Annotated in this window: 21 protein-coding genes; 11 read left to right on the top strand and 10 right to left on the bottom strand. The window is 71.9% G+C overall.

The features are described from left to right. Window positions 1-62: 62 nt before the first annotated feature. The 7 genes from argC (at window position 63) to ACIPSJ_RS38060 (ending at window position 6,344) form a co-directional block, all read left to right on the top strand. Window positions 63-1,091 (top strand): N-acetyl-gamma-glutamyl-phosphate reductase, encoded by a 1,029-nt coding sequence (gene argC, locus ACIPSJ_RS38090; protein WP_401352775.1) that lies wholly within the window; start codon window positions 63-65, stop codon window positions 1,089-1,091. Beyond that, on the top strand, window positions 1,088-2,239 hold the full coding sequence (gene argJ / locus ACIPSJ_RS38085; protein ID WP_401352773.1) for a bifunctional glutamate N-acetyltransferase/amino-acid acetyltransferase ArgJ: 1,152 nt from the start codon (window positions 1,088-1,090) through the stop codon (window positions 2,237-2,239). Before argC ends, argJ begins: the two co-directional genes overlap by 4 nt. After that, entirely contained in the window at window positions 2,236-3,138 is a 903-nt protein-coding gene (gene argB / locus ACIPSJ_RS38080; RefSeq protein WP_359214553.1) for an acetylglutamate kinase, read from the top strand. The genes argJ and argB overlap by 4 nt, the downstream gene beginning before the upstream one ends. After that, window positions 3,135-4,331, top strand: coding sequence for an acetylornithine transaminase (locus ACIPSJ_RS38075; protein ID WP_359214556.1), 1,197 nt, complete (start codon window positions 3,135-3,137; stop codon window positions 4,329-4,331). The genes argB and ACIPSJ_RS38075 overlap by 4 nt, the downstream gene beginning before the upstream one ends. A gap of 7 nt (window positions 4,332-4,338) precedes the next feature. Beyond that, the gene (locus ACIPSJ_RS38070; protein ID WP_359214559.1) at window positions 4,339-4,884 is read left to right on the top strand and encodes an arginine repressor; all 546 of its coding nucleotides are present in this window, start codon (window positions 4,339-4,341) and stop codon (window positions 4,882-4,884) included. A gap of 127 nt (window positions 4,885-5,011) precedes the next feature. Beyond that, the gene (locus tag ACIPSJ_RS38065) at window positions 5,012-5,599 is read left to right on the top strand and encodes a sigma-70 family RNA polymerase sigma factor (RefSeq protein ID WP_355710981.1); all 588 of its coding nucleotides are present in this window, start codon (window positions 5,012-5,014) and stop codon (window positions 5,597-5,599) included. Then, window positions 5,589-6,344 carry a zf-HC2 domain-containing protein gene (locus ACIPSJ_RS38060; RefSeq protein ID WP_401352770.1) on the top strand — a complete coding sequence of 252 codons (756 nt, stop codon included), beginning with the start codon at window positions 5,589-5,591 and terminating at the stop codon, window positions 6,342-6,344. The genes ACIPSJ_RS38065 and ACIPSJ_RS38060 overlap by 11 nt, the downstream gene beginning before the upstream one ends. A gap of 31 nt (window positions 6,345-6,375) precedes the next feature. On the opposite strand, the gene ACIPSJ_RS38055 is transcribed toward ACIPSJ_RS38060, so the two are convergent. The 7 genes from ACIPSJ_RS38055 to ACIPSJ_RS38025 form a co-directional block, all read right to left on the bottom strand. After that, entirely contained in the window at window positions 6,376-8,253 is a 1,878-nt protein-coding gene (locus ACIPSJ_RS38055) for an ABC transporter ATP-binding protein (RefSeq protein ID WP_401352768.1), read from the bottom strand. Further along, entirely contained in the window at window positions 8,201-8,368 is a 168-nt protein-coding gene (locus tag ACIPSJ_RS38050) for a hypothetical protein (RefSeq protein WP_401352766.1), read from the bottom strand. Before ACIPSJ_RS38050 ends, ACIPSJ_RS38055 begins: the two co-directional genes overlap by 53 nt. Before the next feature lie 155 nt (window positions 8,369-8,523). Then, complete coding sequence (locus ACIPSJ_RS38045; protein WP_401352764.1) at window positions 8,524-9,264, bottom strand: FAD:protein FMN transferase; 741 nt, start codon at window positions 9,262-9,264, stop codon at window positions 8,524-8,526. A gap of 55 nt (window positions 9,265-9,319) precedes the next feature. Further along, window positions 9,320-10,123 carry an FMN-binding protein gene (locus ACIPSJ_RS38040; protein ID WP_359222654.1) on the bottom strand — a complete coding sequence of 268 codons (804 nt, stop codon included), beginning with the start codon at window positions 10,121-10,123 and terminating at the stop codon, window positions 9,320-9,322. Between the two features lie 46 nt (window positions 10,124-10,169). Next, window positions 10,170-11,552, bottom strand: coding sequence for a ferredoxin reductase family protein (locus ACIPSJ_RS38035; RefSeq protein WP_359222655.1), 1,383 nt, complete (start codon window positions 11,550-11,552; stop codon window positions 10,170-10,172). A gap of 59 nt (window positions 11,553-11,611) precedes the next feature. Then, window positions 11,612-12,136 (bottom strand): FMN-binding protein, encoded by a 525-nt coding sequence (locus tag ACIPSJ_RS38030; protein ID WP_401352761.1) that lies wholly within the window; start codon window positions 12,134-12,136, stop codon window positions 11,612-11,614. Between the two features lie 10 nt (window positions 12,137-12,146). Beyond that, complete coding sequence (locus ACIPSJ_RS38025; RefSeq protein WP_401352759.1) at window positions 12,147-13,505, bottom strand: ferric reductase-like transmembrane domain-containing protein; 1,359 nt, start codon at window positions 13,503-13,505, stop codon at window positions 12,147-12,149. A gap of 151 nt (window positions 13,506-13,656) precedes the next feature. On the opposite strand from ACIPSJ_RS38025, the gene ACIPSJ_RS38020 reads away from it, so the two are divergent. From ACIPSJ_RS38020 to ACIPSJ_RS38010, 3 genes are all read left to right on the top strand, one after another. After that, a complete protein-coding gene (locus tag ACIPSJ_RS38020) occupies window positions 13,657-14,397 on the top strand; it encodes a response regulator transcription factor (RefSeq protein WP_359222658.1) in 741 nt (246 codons plus the stop codon). Between the two features lie 59 nt (window positions 14,398-14,456). Continuing rightward, the gene (locus tag ACIPSJ_RS38015; RefSeq protein ID WP_401352757.1) at window positions 14,457-15,905 is read left to right on the top strand and encodes a sensor histidine kinase; all 1,449 of its coding nucleotides are present in this window, start codon (window positions 14,457-14,459) and stop codon (window positions 15,903-15,905) included. A gap of 344 nt (window positions 15,906-16,249) precedes the next feature. Next, window positions 16,250-16,636 carry a hypothetical protein gene (locus ACIPSJ_RS38010; protein WP_401352755.1) on the top strand — a complete coding sequence of 129 codons (387 nt, stop codon included), beginning with the start codon at window positions 16,250-16,252 and terminating at the stop codon, window positions 16,634-16,636. 10 nt (window positions 16,637-16,646) lie between these two features. On the opposite strand, the gene ACIPSJ_RS38005 is transcribed toward ACIPSJ_RS38010, so the two are convergent. From ACIPSJ_RS38005 to ACIPSJ_RS37995, 3 genes are all read right to left on the bottom strand, one after another. Continuing rightward, window positions 16,647-17,351: a L,D-transpeptidase gene (locus tag ACIPSJ_RS38005; protein WP_401352753.1), complete on the bottom strand. Its 705-nt coding sequence runs from the start codon at window positions 17,349-17,351 to the stop codon at window positions 16,647-16,649. A 3-nt stretch (window positions 17,352-17,354) separates the two neighbouring features. After that, a complete protein-coding gene (locus ACIPSJ_RS38000; RefSeq protein WP_355710993.1) occupies window positions 17,355-17,942 on the bottom strand; it encodes a pyridoxamine 5'-phosphate oxidase family protein in 588 nt (195 codons plus the stop codon). A gap of 159 nt (window positions 17,943-18,101) precedes the next feature. Beyond that, a complete protein-coding gene (locus ACIPSJ_RS37995) occupies window positions 18,102-18,971 on the bottom strand; it encodes a hypothetical protein (RefSeq protein ID WP_359222670.1) in 870 nt (289 codons plus the stop codon). A gap of 189 nt (window positions 18,972-19,160) precedes the next feature. Here ACIPSJ_RS37995 and ACIPSJ_RS37990 point away from each other — a divergent pair, with 189 nt between their 5' ends. Continuing rightward, window positions 19,161-20,357, top strand: coding sequence for an argininosuccinate synthase (locus tag ACIPSJ_RS37990; protein WP_359222671.1), 1,197 nt, complete (start codon window positions 19,161-19,163; stop codon window positions 20,355-20,357). The last annotated feature ends 12 nt before the right edge of the window (window positions 20,358-20,369 follow it).

The following is a 20,369-nucleotide window of genomic DNA, read 5'->3' as shown; positions in this document are numbered from 1 at the left end:
GGGAATGCGTTGCATAAAAGTGCAGGGAACCGTATAGTCATGCCATCAGGAGGAGGATGGACATGGCGGTACGTGCGGCGGTGGCCGGAGCGAGCGGATACGCGGGCGGAGAGGTCCTGCGGCTGCTCCTCGCGCACCCCGAGGTCGAGATCGGCACCCTGACCGGCAACTCCAACGCGGGCCAGCGCCTCGGCGCGCTCCAGCCGCACCTGCTGCCGCTGGCCGACCGCGTGCTCGCGGAGACGACCCCCGAGGCCCTCGCCGGGCACGACGTCGTCTTCCTCGCGCTGCCCCACGGCCAGTCCGCCGCCGTCGCCGAGCAGCTCGGCCCGGACGTCCTCGTCGTCGACATGGGCGCCGACTTCCGCCTCCAGGACCCGGCCGACTGGGAGCGCTTCTACGGCTCCCCGCACGCCGGCACCTGGCCCTACGGCCTTCCCGAACTGCCGGGTGCCCGCGCCGCGCTGGAGGGGTCCAAGCGCATCGCGGTACCCGGTTGCTACCCCACCGCCGTCTCCCTCGCCCTGTACCCGGCCTACGCCGCCCAGATCGCCGAGCCCGAGGCGCTGATCGTCGCCGCCTCCGGCACCTCCGGCGCGGGCAAGGCGCCCAAGCCGCACCTGCTGGGCAGCGAGGTCATGGGCTCCATGACCCCGTACGGCGTCGGCGGCGGCCACCGGCACACCCCGGAGATGATCCAGAACCTGAGCGCGGCGGCGGGGGAGCGGGTCGCGGTCTCCTTCACGCCGACCCTCGCGCCGATGCCCCGGGGCATCCTCGCCACCTGCAGCGCCGCGGCGAAGGACGGCGTGACCGCCGAGTCCGTCCGCGCCGTCTACGAGAAGGCCTACGCCGACGAGCCCTTCGTCCACCTGCTCCCCGAGGGGCAGTGGCCCGCGACGGCGTCCGTCCACGGTTCCAACGCCGTTCAGGTGCAGGTCGCGTACGACGAGGCCGTCGGCCGCATCATCGCGATCAGCGCCATCGACAACCTGACCAAGGGCACCGCCGGCGGTGCCGTCCAGAGCATGAACCTCGCCCTGGGTCTCGCCGAGACCACCGGGCTGACCACGATCGGAGTTGCGCCGTGAGCGTGACGGCAGCGAAGGGATTCACGGCGGCGGGTATCGCCGCCGGGATCAAGGAGAGCGGCAACCCGGACCTGGCCCTCGTGGTCAACACCGGGCCCCGCCGTGCCGCCGCGGGCGTCTTCACCTCCAACCGTGTGAAGGCCGCGCCGGTGCTCTGGTCCGAGCAGGTCCTCAAGAGCGGCCAGGTCTCGGCCGTCGTCCTCAACTCCGGCGGCGCCAACGCCTGTACCGGTCCCAAGGGCTTCCAGGACACCCACGCGACCGCCGAGAAGGTCGCCGAGGTGCTCGGGCGCGGCGCCATCGAGGTCGCGGTCTGCTCGACCGGTCTGATCGGCGTGCTGCTGCCCATGGACAAGCTGCTGCCGGGTGTGGAGACCGCCGCCGGGCAGCTGTCCGAGCACGGCGGCGAGAAGGCCGCCATCGCCATCAAGACCACCGACACCGTGCACAAGACGTCCGTCGTGACGAAGGACGGCTGGACCGTCGGCGGCATGGCCAAGGGCGCGGGCATGCTCGCCCCCGGCCTCGCCACCATGCTGGTCGTGCTCACCACGGACGCGGTCGTCGGGAGCGAGGACCTGGACCAGGCGCTGCGGGCCGCGACCCGCACCACCTTCGACCGCGTCGACTCCGACGGCTGCATGTCCACCAACGACACCGTGCTGCTGCTCGCCTCCGGTTCGGCCGACGTCACCCCGCAGTACGCGGAGTTCGCCGAGGCCGTCCGCACCGTCTGCGACGACCTCGGCCAGCAGCTGATCCGGGACGCCGAGGGCGCCAGCAAGGACATCAAGGTCGAGGTGGTCAACGCCGCCTCCGAGGACGACGCCGTCGAGGTGGGCCGCTCCATCGCCCGCAACAACCTCCTCAAGTGCGCCATCCACGGCGAGGACCCCAACTGGGGCCGCGTCCTCTCCGCGATCGGCACCACCAGGGCCGCCTTCGACCCCGACCGGCTCAACGTCGCCATCAACGGCGTCTGGGTCTGCAAGAACGGCGGCGTCGGCGAGGACCGCGAGAAGGTCGACATGCGCTACCGCGAGGTGCACATCGTCGCCGACCTCGCCGCGGGCGCCGAGACCGCCACCATCTGGACCAACGACCTGACCGCCGACTACGTCCACGAGAACAGCGCGTACTCGTCATGAGCACCACGCGTAAGCACACCGCGCTCCCGAAGGCCCAGACCCTCATCGAGGCGCTGCCCTGGCTGGTCCGGCACAACGGCAGGACCGTCGTGATCAAGTTCGGCGGCAACGCCATGATCGACGAGGACCTGAAGGCCGCCTTCGCCAAGGACGTCGTCTTCCTGCACCACGCCGGCCTCAAGCCGGTCGTCGTGCACGGCGGCGGCCCGCAGATCAGCGCCGCCCTCGACAGGCACGGCATCGTCAGCGAGTTCAAGGCCGGCCTCAGGGTCACCACCGAGGACGCCATGGACGTCGTACGGATGGTGCTCGCCGGGCAGGTCCAGCGCGAGCTGGTCAACCTGCTCAACCAGCACGGGCCGCTCGCCGTCGGACTGACCGGCGAGGACGCCCACACCATCACCGCCACCAAGCACCAGCCCAGGATCGACGGCGAGTTGATCGACATCGGGCGGGTCGGCGAGATCACCGCGATCGACACGGGCGCGATCGAGGCCCTGCTCGCCGACGGCCGGATCCCGGTCGTCTCCTCCATCGCCCGCAGTCAGGACGACGGACATGTCTACAACGTCAATGCTGATACGGCGGCTGCGGCACTCGCTGCTGCTCTGGGCGCCGAAACCCTCATGGTCCTCACCGACGTCGAGGGCCTCTACGAGGACTGGCCGAACTCCGACGAGGTGATCAGCCGCCTCACCGCTTCCCAACTGGAGAAGCTGCTGCCGGAGTTGAGCGCCGGCATGGTGCCGAAGATGGAGGGCTGCCTGCACGCCGTGCGCAACGGCGTGCAGACCGCCCGGGTCATCGACGGCCGGGTCCAGCACTCGATCCTGCTGGAGATCTTCACGGACGAAGGCATCGGCACGATGGTCGTGCCGGACGCGGAGGGGGACTCATGAGCAATCAGGAACTGACCACGCGCTGGCAGGGCGCGCTCATGAACAACTACGGCACCCCGCGCCTGCCCCTGGCCCGCGGCGAGGGCGCCAAGGTCTGGGACACCGACGGCCGGGAGTACCTCGACTTCGTCGGCGGCATCGCCACCAACGCGCTCGGCCACGCCCACCCGGCGATCGTCGAGGCGGTGAGCAGCCAGATCGCCTCCCTCGGCCACATCTCCAACTTCTTCATGGCCGAGCCCACCGTCGCCCTCGCCGAACGGCTGATCCAGCTCTTCGGCCGGGAGGGCAGGGTCTTCTTCTGCAACTCCGGCGCCGAGGCCAACGAGGCCGCCTTCAAGATCGGCCGGCTGACCGGACGGACCCACATGGTCGCCACCGACGGCGGCTTCCACGGCCGGACCATGGGCGCCCTCGCACTCACCGGCCAGCCCGCCAAGCAGGACCCGTTCCGCCCGCTCCCCGCCGACGTCACCCACGTCCCCTACGGCGACGCGCAGGCCCTGGCCGCCGCGGTCACCGAGGACACCGCCCTGGTGATCATCGAGCCCGTCCAGGGCGAGAACGGCGTGGTCGTACCCCCGCCCGGCTACCTCAAGGCGGCCCGCGCGATCACCGCCGCCACCGGCGCGCTGCTCGTCCTCGACGAGGTGCAGACCGGCACCGGCCGCACCGGCACCTGGTTCGCCTACCAGGCCCACGAGGGCGTGCTGCCCGACGTCGTCACCCTCGCCAAGCAGCTCGGCGGCGGGCTGCCGCTCGGCGCGACCGTGGCCTTCGGCCGGGCCGCCGAACTGCTCCAGCCCGGCCACCACGGCACCACCTTCGGCGGCAACCCGGTCGCCTGCGCCGCCGGCCTCGCCGTCCTCGACACCATCGAGAACGAGGGGTTGCTGGAGAACGTCAAGCGGCAGAGCGAGCGGTTGCGGGACGGAATCGAGGGTCTCGGCCACGGGTTGATCGATTATGTCCGGGGTGCGGGCCTCCTCCTGGGTATCGTGCTCACCGAGCCCCTGGCCGCACAGGTGCAGCAGGCGGCTCAGGAGGCCGGGTTCCTGGTCAACGCGCCCGCTCCCGACGTCGTACGGCTGATGCCCCCGCTGAACCTCCGCGACGCCGAGACGGACGCGCTGCTCAGTGCCCTGCCCGGCATCCTCGACGCAGCGAGCGGGGACGGACGATCCGGAGAATGAGACGACGATGAGCCAGGCGCAGGAGTTCGACCAGTCCGGCGGGACGGGGGCGGCGGTGCCGCAGACCCGGACCGCCCGGCACCGCCGGATCGTGGACATCCTCAACCGGCAGCCGGTGCGCTCGCAGAGCCAGCTCGCCAAGCTGCTGGCCGACGACGGGCTCACGGTCACCCAGGCCACGCTCTCCCGGGACCTCGACGAGCTGAACGCGGTGAAGATCCGCAACACCGACGGCGAGCTCATCTACGCGGTCCCGAGCGAGGGCGGCTTCCGCACGCCCCGCGCACCGCTGGGGGAGTCGGCCAAGGAGGAGCGGATGCGCCGCCTCTCCCAGGAACTCCTGATCTCGGCGGAGGCGTCGGCGAACCTGGTCGTGCTGCGCACCCCGCCCGGCGCCGCCCAGTTCCTGGCCTCGGCGATCGACCAGGCGGAGCTGCACGACATCCTGGGCACCATCGCCGGGGACGACACCCTGCTGCTCATCAGCAGGGACCCGACCGGCGGGCAGGCCCTCGCGGACCATCTGCTGCGCCTGGCCCAGAACGGCCACTGACCCGCGTGCGGGGCCCGGCCCGCCGACGGAGAATGGGTATGTGATCTTCCGCGGCGGGCGGGAAGGCGGGCGGGCGCTCCCCGGCGGGCGGGCAATCCCCTGGCGGCCGTCGAACGTATACAGAGGTGTGTCGGGTTTCCGGTTCCCCGTCGGCCGCCTCCCGGACGAGGCGCTGCTGTCCGGGCTGGCCACCGGAGACCCGGAGCTCGCCGAGATCTTCGTACGGAGATTCCAGCACCGGGTCTTCGGCGTCGCCATGGCCGTCACCGGCGACCAGCAGCTCGCCGAGGACATCGCCCAGCAGACCTTCGAACGCGCCTGGCGGCACGCCCAGATCTACGACTCGCGCCGCGGCTCGGTCGCCACCTGGCTGACCACCATCGCGCACAACCTCGCCGTCGACGCCGTCCGCGCCCGGCGGACGGAACCGATGGCACCCGAGGACCTCGACCCGCTGCTCGACGCCGTCACCGAGACCCCCGAGCGGTGGGCGCTGGCCGAGGAGGCCTCCTCCCAGCTCCGGACCGCCCTCGCGCGGCTGCCCAGGGAGCAGGCCAGGGCCCTGATGATGGCGGGCATCTACGGCATGACGGCCCAGCAGATCGCCGAGGCGGAGCAGATCCCGCTGGGCACCGCGAAGACCCGGATCCGAGCGGCGATGGCGAAGCTCCGCACCGCACTCACGTCTCCGAAGCGGGGCGACCATGTCCAGTGACGCGCACTGCGAGAAGCTGCGGGAGGTCGGCGCCGAGCTGGCGCTGGGCGTCCTGCCCGGCCGCGAGCGGGCCGAGGCCGTCGCCCACCTGGACGGATGCGCGGACTGCCGGGAGTACGTCCGGCAACTGACCGGGATCGGCGACCGGTTGATCGGCCTGCTGCCGGACGCCGAACCCCCGCCCGGCTTCGAGACCCGGGTGGCGCGCAGCCTGGCCCGGCAGGCGGCCGGGGCCGAGGGACAGCGGCCGGCCCGCACCGCCCCGCGCGGCTGGCGCGGCCCCGCCCGGCGGGCCCGGCTGCGGCTCGCCGCCCTCGCCACCGCCCTCGCCGTCGCGGTCGGCTTCGCCGGCTGGGCGATCGGCACCGCCGTGGAGGGCGCCGTCACCGCCTCGTCGCCCGCCGGCGAGTCCGAGCCCGTCTTGGTCGGGGACATGATCCCGGCCGGGGGCGGACAGCCCGTCGGCGAGGTCTACGCCCACCCCGGCAGCCCCGCCTGGATCTTCATGTCCGTCGCCCTCACCGCCACCCCCTACAACGGCAGGGCCACCTGCCTCCTGGCACGCGCCGACGGCACCACCACCCGCGTCGGCGACTTCCCGCTGCGCGACGGACGCGGCAACTGGGGCGTCGCGGTCCCCGTCGACCTCACCCGCTACAGCGGCGCCCGTCTGACCACCGCCGACGGCACGGTCCTCGCCACCGCCCGGCTGCAGCAGGGCAAGGTGGTGACCCCGGAAGGGTGAGCCGCCCCGGGCGGCGGGGGAGCGGCGTCGCTCAGGACGGCACCGCGCCCGCGTTCAGCCGGTGCAGCCGGGCGTACGGCCCCTCGTGCCCGAGCAGGTCCGCGTGCGCGCCGTCCTCGACGACCCGGCCGTGGTCGAGCACCACGATCCGGGTGGCGTCGCGGACGGTCAGCAGGTTGTGGGAGATGACGACGGTCGTCCGCCCGGCCATCAGCCGGCGCAGCGGATCCATGATCCGCCGCCCCGAGCGGACGTCGAGCCCGGTGGTCGGCTCGTCCAGCAGGAGCACCGGCGCGTCCCGGATCATCGCCCGCGCGATCGCCAGCCGCTGGCACTGTCCGCCGGAGAGCGTCCGGCCGCGCTGGCCGACCAGCGTGTCGTAGCCCTCCGGGAGCCGCTCGACGAACTCGTGCGCGTCCGCGGCACGCGCCGCCGCGACGATCTCCGCCTCCGTGGCCGCCGGCCGCCCGTAGGCGATGTTCTCCCGCACGGTGCCGTGGAAGACGAGCGTCTCCTGGAGCACCACCGCGACGCTCTCCCGCACGTCGGCGAGGGCCAGCTCGCGCAGATCGGTGCCGTCCAGGCGGACCGAGCCCCGGTCGGGGTCGTAGAACCGCAACTGGAGCTTGGCCACCGTGGACTTGCCCGCCCCGCTCGCCCCGACCAGCGCCAGCGTCTCCCCGGGCGCCACCCGGAAGGACACGTCCGACAGTGCCCAGGCCGCCGTACCGGGATAGCGGAACCACACCCCGTCGAACGCGACGGCACCGCGCGCCCGCCGGATCCGCCGGGCGCCCGCCGCCTCGGTCACCTGGGGCCGCTGGTCGAGCAGTTCGATGATCCGTTCCGCCGAGGCGGAGGCCGCGTAGAAGGTGGTGCCGAGCCCGGACAGACCGTGCACCGGGCTGTACAGCTTGCCGATCAGCGCGAGGAACACCAGCAGACCGCCGAGGCTCAGCTGGCCCTGGGCCAGCTTCCAGGTGCCCAGACCCAGCACCGCGAGACCGCCGGCCGTCTCGACGAACTCCACGACGGGTCCGTACACGGCCCGGATCCGCGCCGAGGCCATCGCCGCCCGGAACCTGCCGAGGTTCTCCTGTTCGAACCGGCGCGCCTCCCAGCCCTGCCGGTTGTACGCCTGCACCAGCGCCACATTGCCGAGGGACTCCTCGGCGATCGCGCTCAGCGAACCGCTGCGCCGCCTGCGCTCCCGCGAGGCGTCCTTGACCAGCCGCGAGAAGTGCCGGGCGGAGCCCCAGAACAACGGCACGACGAGAAGGGAGAGCAGGGTCAGGTCCCAGCTCAGGGAGAACAGCAGGCCGAGGAAGACACCGAGGCGGATCAGGTAGTAGAGGGCGTCGGCGACCCCGGACAGCAGGAAGGCCTCCACCGCGTCGACATCGCCCGTGACCCGGGACAGCACGTCCCCGAGCCGCCGCCGCTCGAAGAAGCCGAGCGAGAGCCCCTGGACATGCCGGAACACGTCGGAGCGCAGCGCGAGCAGGAAGTGTTCGCCGACCCAGGTGGAGGTCACGTCGTCGGCGTAACGGAGTGCGCCGGAGCAGACGACGAGGCCCAGACAGGCGGGCGCGATCCATGCGAAGGGCCGCAGATCCCGGGTGACGAGGACGTCGTCGACGACGATCTTGAAGAGCCAGAGCTCGGCGGCGTCGACGGCGGGCGAGGTCAGGCTCAGCAGGACGAGCGGTACGAGCCAGCGGCGGCCGCCGCGGGTGTACGGCCAGAACCGGCGGAACACCTCGCGCGGCGACACGGGGGGAGCGGCCGCCACCACGGCGTCGGCACGGAGCGGGCCGGCTCCCCCGGGGGTCGGCCCGCTCGGCCTTCCGATGCGGTCAGTAGTGGTCGTGGCCGTGGCCGTCGTGGTCGCCGTGGTTGCCGTGGTCATGACGGTGGTCGTCGTGGTCGTGACGGTGACCGTGGTGGTCGTCGTGGCCGTGGCCGTGGTGGTCGCCGTGGTCATGACGGTGGTCGGCCGGCATGAGGTTGCTGAAGATGGCCATGTCGTTCCTCCTGAAACTTGCTTCACAGGGGATACGGCCGAGGGGGGAATCGGGATGGCGTTCTGCGGGACGAATCGGAAAAACTTCGCGTTTCGTTTCGGCCGCAGGCCGGTGGGGACTGGTCGCGCAGTTCCCCGCGCCCCTGAAGGGGCACGTCAGCCCAGACGCGCGGCCAAGCCCCCGGTGCACCGCACCTCGTCCCCCGCAGTGATCAGCAACCCCTCCACCCCAGGCAGCGACTCCAGCCAGGACAGCCCCTCGCGCGACCCCATGGCGAAGGCCGCCGTGGCCCAGCAGTCCACCCATGTGAGGCGTGGGCCCACCACCGTCACGGCCACCAGATCGGTGACCGCGGACTTCCCCGTCCGGGGGTCGACGATGTGGGCGCCGCGCTCGGCCGTGCCCGACGTGGCCACCGCCAGTTCCGCCACGCCCGCCGCCGAGATGACCGCGGCCAGTCCGCCCGGCCGCAGCGGATCGGCGATGCCGACCCGCCAGGCGCGGGTCGGCTCGGGCGCGCCGTACATCTGGACGTCGCCGCCGCCGTTGACGCTGACGCCGGTCACCCCGGGCAGCAGGGAGAGCGAGCGGGCGGCCCGCTCGGCGGACCAGCCCTTCACGATCCCGGTGGGGTCGAGCCGGCCCCGGTAGCGCGTGCTGAACCAGCCGTCGCTCACCCGCTCCGCCTCGGCGGCCAGCTCCAGCACCTCGGCCACCTCGGGATCGCAGGCGTCGACGTCGATCTCCTCCCGCGCCAGCCGGGAGACCTGGCTGTCCTCGCGGTAGGTGCTGAACACCTCGTCGACCCGGTGCAGACCGGCGACCGCCTCGTCGAGGACCGCCCGTACCGCGTCCGGATCCCCGCCGCGGACGTCAAAGGAGAAGACAGTCCCCATGACCTCTTCCGCATGACGTACCGCGGCGGGAGCTTCCGCGGACTCCGCCACGGCCTCAACCACCGGCCTGGTCCAGCGCCGACTGCAGGGACTGCTTGTAGCCGGTGCTGGTGTAGGTGGCTCCGGAGACGGAGTCGATGTCGGCGTTGCCGGCCGCCACCGCCTCCTGGTTGAGCTTCGGGACGGACAGCGCGGTCTTCTGGTCGCTGGTGCCGCCACTGGGCGCCTGCACGGCCTCGGCCTTGGTGATCTTCCCGCCGGAGACCGTGATCCGGACCTGGACCGGCCCGTACTGGGTCTGCGCGACCTGCCCGGTCACCACCTTGGCCTGCGCCTGCGCGGACCCGGAGGAAGAGCCGGAGGAGCCCGAGGAGGACGAGGAACCGGACGGCGAGGAGGCGGCCGCCTCCTTCATCTTGTCCAGCGCCGACTGCAACGACTGCTTGTAGCCGGTGCTGGTGTAGGTCGCCCCGGAGACGGAGTCGATGTTGGCGCTCTGCGCCGCCACCGTCTCCTTGTTGAGCTGGGGTACCGACAGCGCGGTCTTCTGGTCGCTGGTGCCGCCCTTGGGCGCCTGGATCGCCTCGGCCTGGGTGATCTTGCCGTTGGCCACGGTCAGCCGGACCTGCACGACCCCGTACTGCGTCTGGGTCGCGTCGCCGGTGACCGTGGTGGCCCCGGCGGCCCCGGTGCCGCCCTGTGGCGACTCCTGACCGGCCGCCGCGGCCGACGGGGCCGCGCCCGCCGCCGACGCGGACGTGGGGTCCGACGACGGCTTCAGCGACAGCAGCAGCACGACGGCGGACACGGTTCCCGCGGTGGCCAGCACCACACGCCTGAGGGGGTGACTCTTCCTCATCGTTCCAGAACTCCCGATTCCCCTGGATTCCCTGAATTCCCGTCGCTCACATCTCGAACGACTCGTGATGGATGCGGCGGGCGGGAACCCCCGCGCCGCGCAGCGCTTCGTACACTCCCTGAGCGAACCCGGGCGGGCCGCACATGAAGACGTCGTGGTTGTCGATGTCCGGGATCTTCCGCTGGAGGTTCTCCGCGGAGATGTCGGGACGCTCGCCCTCCGGGCTGTTGACCGCGTACATCAGCCGCGCCCCGCGCTCGTTGGCGATCTTCGCGAGCTCGTCCCAGAGGGCCAGGTCCTGCGTGGTGTTGGCCCGGTAGAGCAGGGTCAGATCGCCCGCGGCGCCGGGCAGCGTCTCGAACAGCGCCCGCATGGGCGTGATCCCGACGCCGCCCGCCACCAGCAGGACCTTGCCGCGGCTGCGCCGGGACGCGGTCATCGCCCCGTACGGCCCTTCGGCCCACACCTTGGTTCCGGGCCGTAGTTCGCGCAGCCGCGCGCTGTGGTCGCCGATCGCCTTGACGGTGATCCGCAACATGTCGGGGCGGGGTGCCGCCGACAGGGAGTACGGGTGCGAGCTGAACCGCATCCCGGGAGCCAGGAACCGCCAGCGGAAGAACTGGCCGGCCTCCGCGCCCATCCGGTGCAGCTTGCGCCCGCCGATCAGCACCGACACGATGCCGGGCGTCTCCTCGATGACCGCCTCGACCCGCATCCGGTGCCGCAGGTTGAGCCTGATCGGGGTGAGGATCCGGTACCAGACCACGAGAGCGGTGACGACGCCGTACAGCCCGTACCAGAAGGTCTTGGCGATCGGGGTGAGCGCGAAGTCGTTGCCGGTGGTGATCTGGTGCCAGAACGTCAGGAACACCGCCGCGTACGTCAGCAGGTGCACGTGGTACCAGGTGTCGTACGGCAGCCTGCGCCGGACGGCGCCGATCGAGGACAGGCCGATGACCACGAACAGGCCGGTGCCGATGGCCGCCTTGCCCATGTCGGGCAGCTGGTTCACGGAGTCGATGGTCTGCTGGACGATGTCGTTCAGCGTCTTGCCGGCCTGCAGCGCGTAGCCCCACATGATGAGGAACACGTGCGCGAAGACCAGGCAGAGGGTGTAGCGGCCGCTCATCGCGTGCCAGCGGGCGACGCGGTCGGAGCCGACCCGCCGCTCCAGCGCGGGCACCCGGGCCATCTGCAGCACGACGAGTGCCATCAGATAGCCGGCCAACAGGCCGGTGATACGGCCCGCGTTGAGGATCTTGCCGTTCTGGTCGGCGATGGACGGGGTGTTGTGCCACCACAGCCAGAGCACGGCCGCCGCGCCCGCCCATACGGCGAGCAGCAGCGGGACGGCCGGGGAGCGGCGCGGGCGGATGCGGCGCATCGTCTGGCGGCGGGCGGCACGTCCGCCTGCGAGTGTGGTGGTCACGGTTCCTCCGTGGGGACTTGACCCTTGGCCCACAGATACGTGCCGCACAGCCTGAGTGTTCAGAGACCCGCGGAGTCCAGTGCCGACTGGAGTGACTGCTGGTAACCCTGGCTGGTGTAAGTCGCCCCGGAGACGGTGTCGATGCTCGCGCTCTGCGCGGAGAGGGCCTCGCTGCGCAGCTGCGGCAGGGCGTAGCTGTTGATCTCCTGGTCCCGGGGGTTGTCCGACGGGTACTGGAGCGCCGTGACGTCGGTGATCTTGCCGTTCTTGACGGTGATCCGCACCTGCACCGGACCCCAGCGGGTCTGCACGGTGTCCCCGGTGACGGTCTTGCTCCCGGCGCTCTTGGTGCTGCCACCGGTGCTCTTGGTGCTGCCACCAGAGCTCTTGGTACTGCCACCGGTGCCGCTGGACGCCTCCGGTGCGGCGCTCGCGCTGCTGGACGGCGCCGGGGCCACCGAGTCCGTGACCACGGTCGGGCCGGTGTGCGGCTTCAGTGCCAGCAGCAGCACGATCCCGGAGACGGTCGTGGCACTCGCCAGCAGGACGCGGCGCAGCGGACGGTTCTTGTTCAGTGCGTGCACAGCGGGGCCCTCACAGCTCGAACGACTCGTGGTGGATGCGGCGGTCCGGCACCCCGGCGGCCCGCAGCGCGCCGTACAGCTCCTGGGCGAAGCCGTGCGGGCCGCAGATGTACACGTCGTGCCCGGCGAGACCGGGGAAGGTCGCCCGCAGCGCGTTCGCCGAGAGGTCGGGGCGCTCGCCGCGCGGCCCGTTGAGGGCGTACAGCACCCGGGCCCCGCGCCAGCGCGCTATCGCCTCCAGCTCGCCGCCGAGCGCCAGGTCCTCGGCGGTACGGGCCCGGTAGAGCAGCGTGACCTCGCCGGGCAGGGTCTCGAAGAGGGCCCGCAGCGGGGTGACCCCGACACCGGCCGCGATCAGCAGCGAGCGGTGGCTGGTGGCCCTGCCGGCGGTGAGCGAGCCGTAGGGGCCCTCCGCCCAGACCCGGGTGCCGGGCCGCAGCAGCGACACGGCCGCGCTGTGGTCACCGAGCGCCTTGACCGTGATCCGCAGCAGATCGCCGCGCGGCGGCGCCGACAGGGAGTACGGCGTCGACGTCCAGCCCATCCCGTCGCCGCCGAAGAACCGCCAGCGGAAGAACTGCCCGGCCCGCGCGTCCAGTTCGCCGATCCGCCGCCCGCGCACCACGACCGAGTACACGCCCGGCGCCTCCTGCCGCACGGAGTCCACCCGCAGCCGGTGCCGGAGGTTGAGCCGTACCGGAGCCAGCACCCGGAACCACAGCACGAGGGCCGCGACCCCCAGGTACAGCGCGTACCAGAACGCGGTGGCGACCGGCTTGCCGTTGAGGTCGTTGCCGAGCGCCAGCTGGTGGCCGAAGGCGAGGAAGACGGCCGCGTAGGTGAGGAGGTGGACGTAGTACCAGAACTCGTAGCCGGTACGACGGCGCACCGCGCGTACCGAGGTGACGCCCACCGCGAAGAGGATCAGCGTGCCGGCGGTGGCCTTGAGCATCTCCGGGTAGTGCAGGACGACGTCGACCGCCTCGTGGACCAGCGAGGCGTGGTCCTGGGCCGCGTACCCGGAGAGGATCAGCACGATGTGCGCGACCAGCAGACAGACGGTGTACCGCCCGGCCATCGCGTGCCACCGCGCGACCCGGTCGGAGCCGACCCGGACCTCAAGGAGCGGCACCCGGGCCATCAGACCGACCAGCACCGCGCAGGAGTACCCGCACAGCAGCCCCGCGATCCGCCCGGCCCCGGTCAGCCAGCCCGCCGCGCCGACGACCGAGCCGGTGTCCGACCACCACAGCAGGAGCACGGCCGCCGCTCCGGCCCACACCACGGCGAGCACGGCACCCGCGGGGGAGCGGCGCGTGGGCACGGCCGGCACGGCGGGGGCCGTACGCCGTTCGTCCACGGTCGTCATGAGTCGCGTCCTTTCTCCGTCCGGTGCCGCCACTGTGCAGCCCGAACTTCTGAGCGACCTCTCAGTGGCCGCCGGCTCAGCCGACTCAGAGCAAACTCAGAGGACCGGGAATCACCCCTCTTCACCCGGACGAGCGATGCTGGTAGACGCGATGAACACGACCCGCTCCGGCCGCCCGGCCCTCACCCGACCCGACGGCACCCCGCTCCGCGTCCTCGTCGTCGACGACGACCCCGACCTCGCGGAGGTGCTCACCGGCGCCCTGCGCTACGAGGGCTGGCAGGTCCGCGCGGCCGGCGACGGCGCCACCGCGCTCACCACGGCACGCGAGCTGCTGCCGGACGCCGTCGTCCTCGACGTGATGCTTCCCGACACCGACGGCTTCGCCGTGCTCCGCTCCCTGCACCAGGTCAAGCCGGACGTCTGTGTGCTCTTCCTCACCGCCAGGGACGCCGTCGAGGACCGGATCGCCGGCATCACCGCGGGCGGCGACGACTACGTCACCAAGCCCTTCAGCCTGGAGGAGGTCGTCGCCCGGCTGCGCGGCCTGCTGCGCCGGGCCGGCATGGCCCGCCAGCAGGAGGACGGCCCCCGGCTCACGGTCGGCGACCTCACCATGGACGAGGAGGCCCGCGAGGTCACCCGGGCCGGCGAACTGATCGAACTCTCCCCGACCGAGTTCGAACTCCTCCGCTTCCTGATGCGCAACCCGCGCCGCGTCCTCAGCAAGGCCCAGATCCTCGACCGCGTCTGGTCGTACGACTTCGGGGGCCGCGCCCACGTCGTCGAGCTGTACATCTCCTACCTGCGCAAGAAGGTGGACGCCGGCCGCGAGCCCATGATCCACACCGTGCGCGGCGCGGGTTACGTCCTCAAGCCGGTGACCAGGTGAATCCCCTACGACGACTCAGGCCGCGGCTACGGCACCTGCCCCGCCCCCGCATCCTCCGCATGCCCCGGACCCTCCGCGCCCGCCTCACCGCGGGCCTGGTCGTGCTGCTGGCGGTGAGCTGCGCGGCCGTGGGCGTCGCGGCGGTGGTCGAGCTGAACGGCTTCCTCACCGGCCGCCTGGACCAGCAGCTCCAGCAGAGCGGCCCGAGCTTTCCGCAGTCCCTCGAACACGGCAGGTACAAGCCCAGCGACCGGGACGGCGACGAGCACGGCGACACCCGCCGCCAGGCCTCCGGCACCTTCGGCGCGCGCCTCCTGAACGGCCGGATCACCAACGCGGCCCTGATCCCGGCCGACGACGATCCCGACCTGACCGTCGGCCTCACCGCAGACGACCGCACGGTCCTGGCCGGGCTGCCGGTGGACGGCAAGGGGCACTCGGTCCGCCTGCGGTCGATCGGCGACTACCGGCTCGTGGCCTGGACCGGCATCGACGGCGACGTCCTGATCACCGGTCTGCCCCTGGAGCCGGTACGGGCCACCGTGCACCGCCTGGAACTGGTCGCCGCCGCGGTCTTCGGCCTCGCCCTGGCCGTCGCCGGGGTGGCCGGCGCCCTCTGGGTCCGCTGGTCCCTGCGCCCCCTCAGCCGCGTCGCCGCCACCGCCACCCGGGTCAGTGAACTCCCGCTCGCCAGCGGCGAGGTGGCCCTGCCGCCGCGCGCCCCCGACACGGACCCCCGCAGCGAGGTCGGCCAGGTGGCCACCGCCTTCAACCGCATGCTGGGCCATGTCGAGGACGCGCTCACCAAGCGCCACGCCAGCGAGGAACGCCTGCGCAGCTTCGCGGCCGACGCCAGCCACGAGCTGCGCACCCCGGTCGCCTCGGTCCGCGGCCACGCGGAACTGGCCCTCCTCCACCCCGGCCCGGTACCCCCCGAGGTCACCCGGGCCCTGGACCGCATCGCCGCCGAGTCCTCCCGGATGGGCGAGATGGTCGACGACCTCCTGCTGCTGGCCCGCCTGGACGCCGGCCGCCCCCTGGAGGCCCAGCAGGTCGACCTCACCCACCTGATCCTCGACGCGGTCACCGACGCGCGCGCCGCCGGCCCCGACCACCGCTGGACCCTCGACCTCCCCGAGGACCCGGTCACCGTCACCGGCGACACCCACCGCCTCCAACAGGTCCTCGCCAACCTCCTGGCCAACGCCCGCCTGCACACACCGGCGGGCACGAAGGTGACGGTGCTGCTGGAGGCGGAGGACGGCTCCGCGATCGTACGGGTCCACGACGACGGCCCCGGCATCCCCGCAGACATCCAGCCGGGCGTCTTCGAACGCTTCACCCGAGCCGAACACCGCCGTCGCGCGGACGCCCCCGGCGGCGGAGCGGGCCTCGGGCTGTCGATCGTGGCGGCGGTGGTGGAGGCACACGGCGGGACGGTCACTCTGGAGAGCCGCCCAGGAGCGACGACGTTCACGGTCGGACTTCCGACCGGCGGAGACACCTAGGGGCGGGCAGTGCCGCTCCTGCCGGTCGGACTGCTCAACCGCGCTGTGCGACGGCGTCGCCTCCGCGCTGCCACATTTCGTGGTTTCCGCATTCCGCGGTGATGTCGGCCGTTGCCTGAGCCGCGGCGAGGAAGGCGTCGGCCAAGGGCGAGGTGCGCGATTCCGTCACGGCGAGGCAGACCTGTTCGGGCGCCAGATCCGGGACGGGCACATGACTGACTTCCGGATGTGAGGAGAACACGGTCGCCGAACGGGCCAGGAACTACCCGAACTCATCGCGGCCGGGCACGAGGTCACCGGCCCGGCCCGGTCGGACAGAGCCGCGGCGGCGGTGTCCGCGCTCGGTGCGAAGGTGCGCCGCGGCGGGCTTCGCCGGCTGCCCCGCGGACGGCGCGAACCTGTGGGGCGCGGTACACGTCCGTGACGCCGCCTCGGCGTTCCGCCTGGCGCTGGAGAAGGGTCCGGCCGGCAGGTGCTGGCACGCGGTGCAGGACGGCGGCATCCCGTTCCGCGAGATCGCCGAGGCCGTCGGCAGCCGTCTGGGCCTCCCCGCCGTCAGCGTTCCCGCGGACGAACTGATGCTCCCGGGATACTTCGGGTTCCTCACGGCCGTGGTCACGCTGGACCTCCCGGCGTCCAGCCTCATCACCCGCCGGATCCTCGGCTGGGAACCCGCCCAGCCCACCCTGCTCGCGGATCTGGCCGACGGCCACTACTTCCCCGCCGGCTGACGCGCCCCTCTCAATACCGGGTGAGCGCCGTATCCCCGCCCGCCGTCCCGATGGCCATGTGCGGCGCCTTCCCGGGATCCGCCCACTGCAGGATCCGCCGCATCGCGTCCTCCGGCACCGACACACATCCCGCCGTGGCCCCCGCCCCGTTGACGTGCAGGAAGATCCCGGCCCCCCGCCCCCGCACCGGCTTGTCGTAGTTGAACCCGATCACCAGCGCGTACGCGTACTGCGTCCCGTACGACGACAGCTTCTCCGCCTCCGCGGCACGGCAGTCGGACGGCAGCGGCTCCACCCAACGGTTGTAGGAGGCCGAGTCGTTGTCCTGGCACCACCACGAATCCGCCGTCACCGGCCGGTACTCGACGGTCGTCCCCGCCGGCGCCGCCTGGATGCCGAACCCGAACGGAAGGTCGTACAACCCCGTGGGGGTCGTGTTCGTACCCTGCTGCCGCGCGGCCCCCTCGACCAGACCCTTCGCCCCGAACCGCGCGTCGGCGGACCCCGCCTTCGCCCACTCCCCGTCCCGCCGCTCCCACCACGTCAGCGTCCCCGACGTCGAGTCGAGCGCGGACGCCTCCGCGGTGATCAGCTGGCTGCCGCCACCCGTGTCGGCCATCCGGGCGGGCAGCGGCGAGGCGTCCCCGTCCCCCGGTGCCGCGCCGAGCAGCAGCAGGGACGCGGACACGAGGGAGACGACGAAGCCTGGGCGCATGGCTCAGACGGTAGAGGGAGGCAGCGGCAACGGCAGCCCGGGTAGGCCATCCAGGCTCACCGCGATGTGCTCCTTGCGCTCGAAGTACGCGCTCAGCGACGCGTCGTCCTCACGGGCGAACCGCTTCCCGTGCAGCTCGCGGTCGGCCTCGTACGCCATGTGGGGGACGGCGTAACCGCAGCTGTCCCGGACGAGTTCGGCGTGCACCACGATGATCGCGCGCAGGCCGTGCCGGGTGGGGTCGATGTCCGGGAAGCGGGCGAGGAGTTCCGGGAAGCGGGGGTCGTCGCGGAAGACCGCCTCGCCGCGGCCGTGCACCCGCACGATGTTCGGCGGGCCCTGGAAGGCGCACCACATCAGGGTGATCCGGCCGTTCTCCCGCAGATGGGCGATGGTCTCCGCGTTGGAGCCGGCGAAGTCCAGGTAGGCCAGGGTGAGTTCGTCGATCACGACGAAGGAGCCCCGCAGTCCCTTGGGGGAGAGGTTGACCGTGCCGTCGCCCGCCAGCGGGGCGGTGGCGGTGAAGAAGAGGGGCTGTTCCTCGATGAACGTGCGGAGTCTGCCGTCGATGCGCTCATAGGTCTTTCCCATACCTCGGAATTGTCCGCGCGATTACTTCACACGTCTAAGGAATTCCGCGATACGGACGGGCCGGGACGGGACGAGCCGGGACAGGTCCGCCCCGTCCGGGCCCCACTGTGGCCGCCCCGGCCGGCGCTGTACACGGGGCGGCCACAGCTGCCTGTCACGTCACTTGGTGAGCGTGCAGGCGGCCAGGGAGTCGAGGCCGGTCGGCTTGGTCGAGGTCCGGCCGATCGCGATGGCGATCCGGTCGATCGTCGACTTCCGCTTGTCCGCCAGCGGGCCGAGGATCGCGTTCTGCACAAAGTTCGGGCCGCCCTGGCCGACCGTGCTCTGGAGCCGGTTGTTGGCCTCGGTGATCTGAGTCTGGAGCAGGGTGAGGTTGCGGGTGACCTCGGCCTGCGCGGAGGCGGGGATCGCCGGCAGCTGGGAGGCGACGTCCGGGCAGGTGATCGTGCCCACCGCGCTGCTGCCCGCGGTGCCGGTGCTGCCCGTCGACTGCTGCTGGGTCGCCGCCGTGCTCGGCGTGGCCGAGGCGGAGGCCGCGCCGGTCGCGGTTCCGCCGCCGGTGTTCGTGTTCGTCCCGCTCGCGTTCAGGGCGCACGGAGCCAGCGAGTCCAGGCCCGTCGGCTTGGCGGCCGTCCGGCCGATCGCGGTCGCGATCCGGTTGATGGTCGCGACGCGCTTGTCCTTGAGGGGACCGAGGATCGCGTTGTTCACGAAGTTCGGCCCACCCTGGCCCACGGTGTCGACCAGCCGCTTGTTGGCCTCCTGGATCTGCGTCTGCAGGAGCGTGAGGTTTCTGTCGACCTCGGCCTTCGCGGTCGCGGGGATCGCCGGCAGCTGGGAGGCCACGTCCGGGCAGGTGATCGTGCCGGGCGAGGCCGCGAGGGTGCGGGCATTGCTGGTGTCGCTGCTCTTGTCCGGCGTCCCGGCGAGGGCCGAACCGGCGATGACCGCACCGGACAGCGCCACGGCGGCGGCGCCGCCGATGAACACGACACGACGCTTGTTGTACTTCGGAAGAGCCCTGGACATGCGGATGCCTCACTTGGGTCAGAGGTGGGTTTACAAACGCGGCGCCAGCGTTCAGGCATGGGTACGAGTAAGCGGTTTCGTTTGTTCAAACCTTTTTCACATCGATCCGCCGAACCCGGCCGGATTGACGAATCATGCATTGCTCTGCATACTCATGCATAGTAAGCGGATGTACGGGAGGAGGGACCCATGACCGAGCGCGTCGTGCTCGCCTACTCGGGCGGCCTCGACACCTCCGTCGCCATCGGCTGGATCGCCGAGGAGGCGGACGCCGAGGTCATCGCCGTCGCGGTGGACGTCGGCCAGGGCGGCGAGGACCTGGACGCCATCCGCAAGCGCGCCCTTGCCTGCGGCGCGGTCGAGGCCGAGGTCGCCGACGCCAGGGACGAGTTCGCCGAGGAGTACTGCCTCCCCGCGATCAAGGCGAACGCCCTCTACATGGACCGCTACCCGCTGGTCTCCGCCCTCTCCCGGCCGGCCATCGTCAAGCACCTGGTCGCCGCCGCCCGCAAGCACGGCGCCACGACGGTCGCCCACGGCTGCACCGGCAAGGGCAACGACCAGGTCCGCTTCGAGGCCGGCATCGTCGCCCTCGCCCCCGACCTGAAGTGCGTCGCCCCGGTCCGCGACTACGCGATGACCCGCGACAAGGCCATCGCCTTCTGCGAGGCGAAGAACCTCCCGATCGCCACCACCAAGAAGTCCCCGTACTCCATCGACCAGAACGTCTTCGGCCGCGCCGTCGAGACCGGTTTCCTCGAAGACATCTGGAACGGCCCGATCGAGGACATCTACGAGTACACGCACAACCCGGCCACCCCGCGCGAGGCCGACGAGGTGATCATCACCTTCGAGGAAGGCGCCCCGGTCGCGCTCGACGGCCGCCCCGTCACCGTCCTCCAGGCGATCCAGGAACTCAACGAGCGCGCCGGCGCCCAGGGCGTCGGCCGGATCGACATGGTCGAGGACCGCCTGGTGGGCATCAAGTCCCGCGAGGTGTACGAGGCCCCCGGCGCGATCGCCCTCATCACGGCCCACCAGGAGCTGGAGAACGTCACCGTCGAGCGCGAACTCGCCCGCTACAAGCGGCAGGTGGAGCAGCGCTGGGGCGAACTCGTCTACGACGGCCAGTGGTTCTCCCCGCTCAAGCGCGCCCTGGACGGCTTCGTCAACGAGGCGAACCAGCACGTCACCGGAGACATCCGGATGACCCTGCACGGCGGCCGGGCGGTCGTCACCGGGCGCCGTTCCGACGCCTCCCTCTACGACTTCAACCTCGCCACCTACGACACCGGCGACACCTTCGACCAGGCCGCGGCCAAGGGCTTCATCGACATCTACAGCCTGTCGTCGAAGATCGCCGCACGGCGTGACCTGCGGGCGTAGCCCGACCTGACC

The sequence above is a fragment of the Streptomyces sp. NPDC090088 genome (assembly GCF_044747345.1).
Taxonomy (GTDB): Bacteria; Actinomycetota; Actinomycetes; order Streptomycetales; family Streptomycetaceae; genus Streptomyces.
Note: the sequence above shows the minus strand (reverse complement) of the source record. Positions and strands in the feature narration are given on the sequence as shown.

Bases quoted from the DNA above. Each gene is read 5' to 3' on its own strand.
- ACIPSJ_RS38045 (WP_401352764.1), bottom strand. From the start codon at position 9,264: ATGGGGACTGTCTTCTCCTTTGACGTCCGCGGCGGGGATCCGGACGCG.
- ACIPSJ_RS38050 (WP_401352766.1), bottom strand. From the start codon at position 8,368: ATGGCCATCTTCAGCAACCTCATGCCGGCCGACCACCGTCATGACCAC.
- ACIPSJ_RS38055 (WP_401352768.1), bottom strand. From the start codon at position 8,253: ATGACCACGGCAACCACGGCGACCACGACGGCCACGGCCACGACCACT.
- ACIPSJ_RS38075 (WP_359214556.1), top strand. From the start codon at position 3,135: ATGAGCAATCAGGAACTGACCACGCGCTGGCAGGGCGCGCTCATGAAC.
- ACIPSJ_RS38025 (WP_401352759.1), bottom strand. From the start codon at position 13,505: ATGACGACCGTGGACGAACGGCGTACGGCCCCCGCCGTGCCGGCCGTG.
- ACIPSJ_RS38040 (WP_359222654.1), bottom strand. From the start codon at position 10,123: ATGAGGAAGAGTCACCCCCTCAGGCGTGTGGTGCTGGCCACCGCGGGA.
- ACIPSJ_RS37995 (WP_359222670.1), bottom strand. From the start codon at position 18,971: ATGTCCAGGGCTCTTCCGAAGTACAACAAGCGTCGTGTCGTGTTCATC.
- ACIPSJ_RS38000 (WP_355710993.1), bottom strand. From the start codon at position 17,942: ATGGGAAAGACCTATGAGCGCATCGACGGCAGACTCCGCACGTTCATC.
- ACIPSJ_RS38005 (WP_401352753.1), bottom strand. From the start codon at position 17,351: ATGCGCCCAGGCTTCGTCGTCTCCCTCGTGTCCGCGTCCCTGCTGCTG.
- argC (WP_401352775.1), top strand. From the start codon at position 63: ATGGCGGTACGTGCGGCGGTGGCCGGAGCGAGCGGATACGCGGGCGGA.
- ACIPSJ_RS37990 (WP_359222671.1), top strand. From the start codon at position 19,161: ATGACCGAGCGCGTCGTGCTCGCCTACTCGGGCGGCCTCGACACCTCC.
- ACIPSJ_RS38015 (WP_401352757.1), top strand. From the start codon at position 14,457: ATGCCCCGGACCCTCCGCGCCCGCCTCACCGCGGGCCTGGTCGTGCTG.
- ACIPSJ_RS38070 (WP_359214559.1), top strand. From the start codon at position 4,339: ATGAGCCAGGCGCAGGAGTTCGACCAGTCCGGCGGGACGGGGGCGGCG.
- ACIPSJ_RS38060 (WP_401352770.1), top strand. From the start codon at position 5,589: ATGTCCAGTGACGCGCACTGCGAGAAGCTGCGGGAGGTCGGCGCCGAG.
- ACIPSJ_RS38020 (WP_359222658.1), top strand. From the start codon at position 13,657: ATGAACACGACCCGCTCCGGCCGCCCGGCCCTCACCCGACCCGACGGC.
- argB (WP_359214553.1), top strand. From the start codon at position 2,236: ATGAGCACCACGCGTAAGCACACCGCGCTCCCGAAGGCCCAGACCCTC.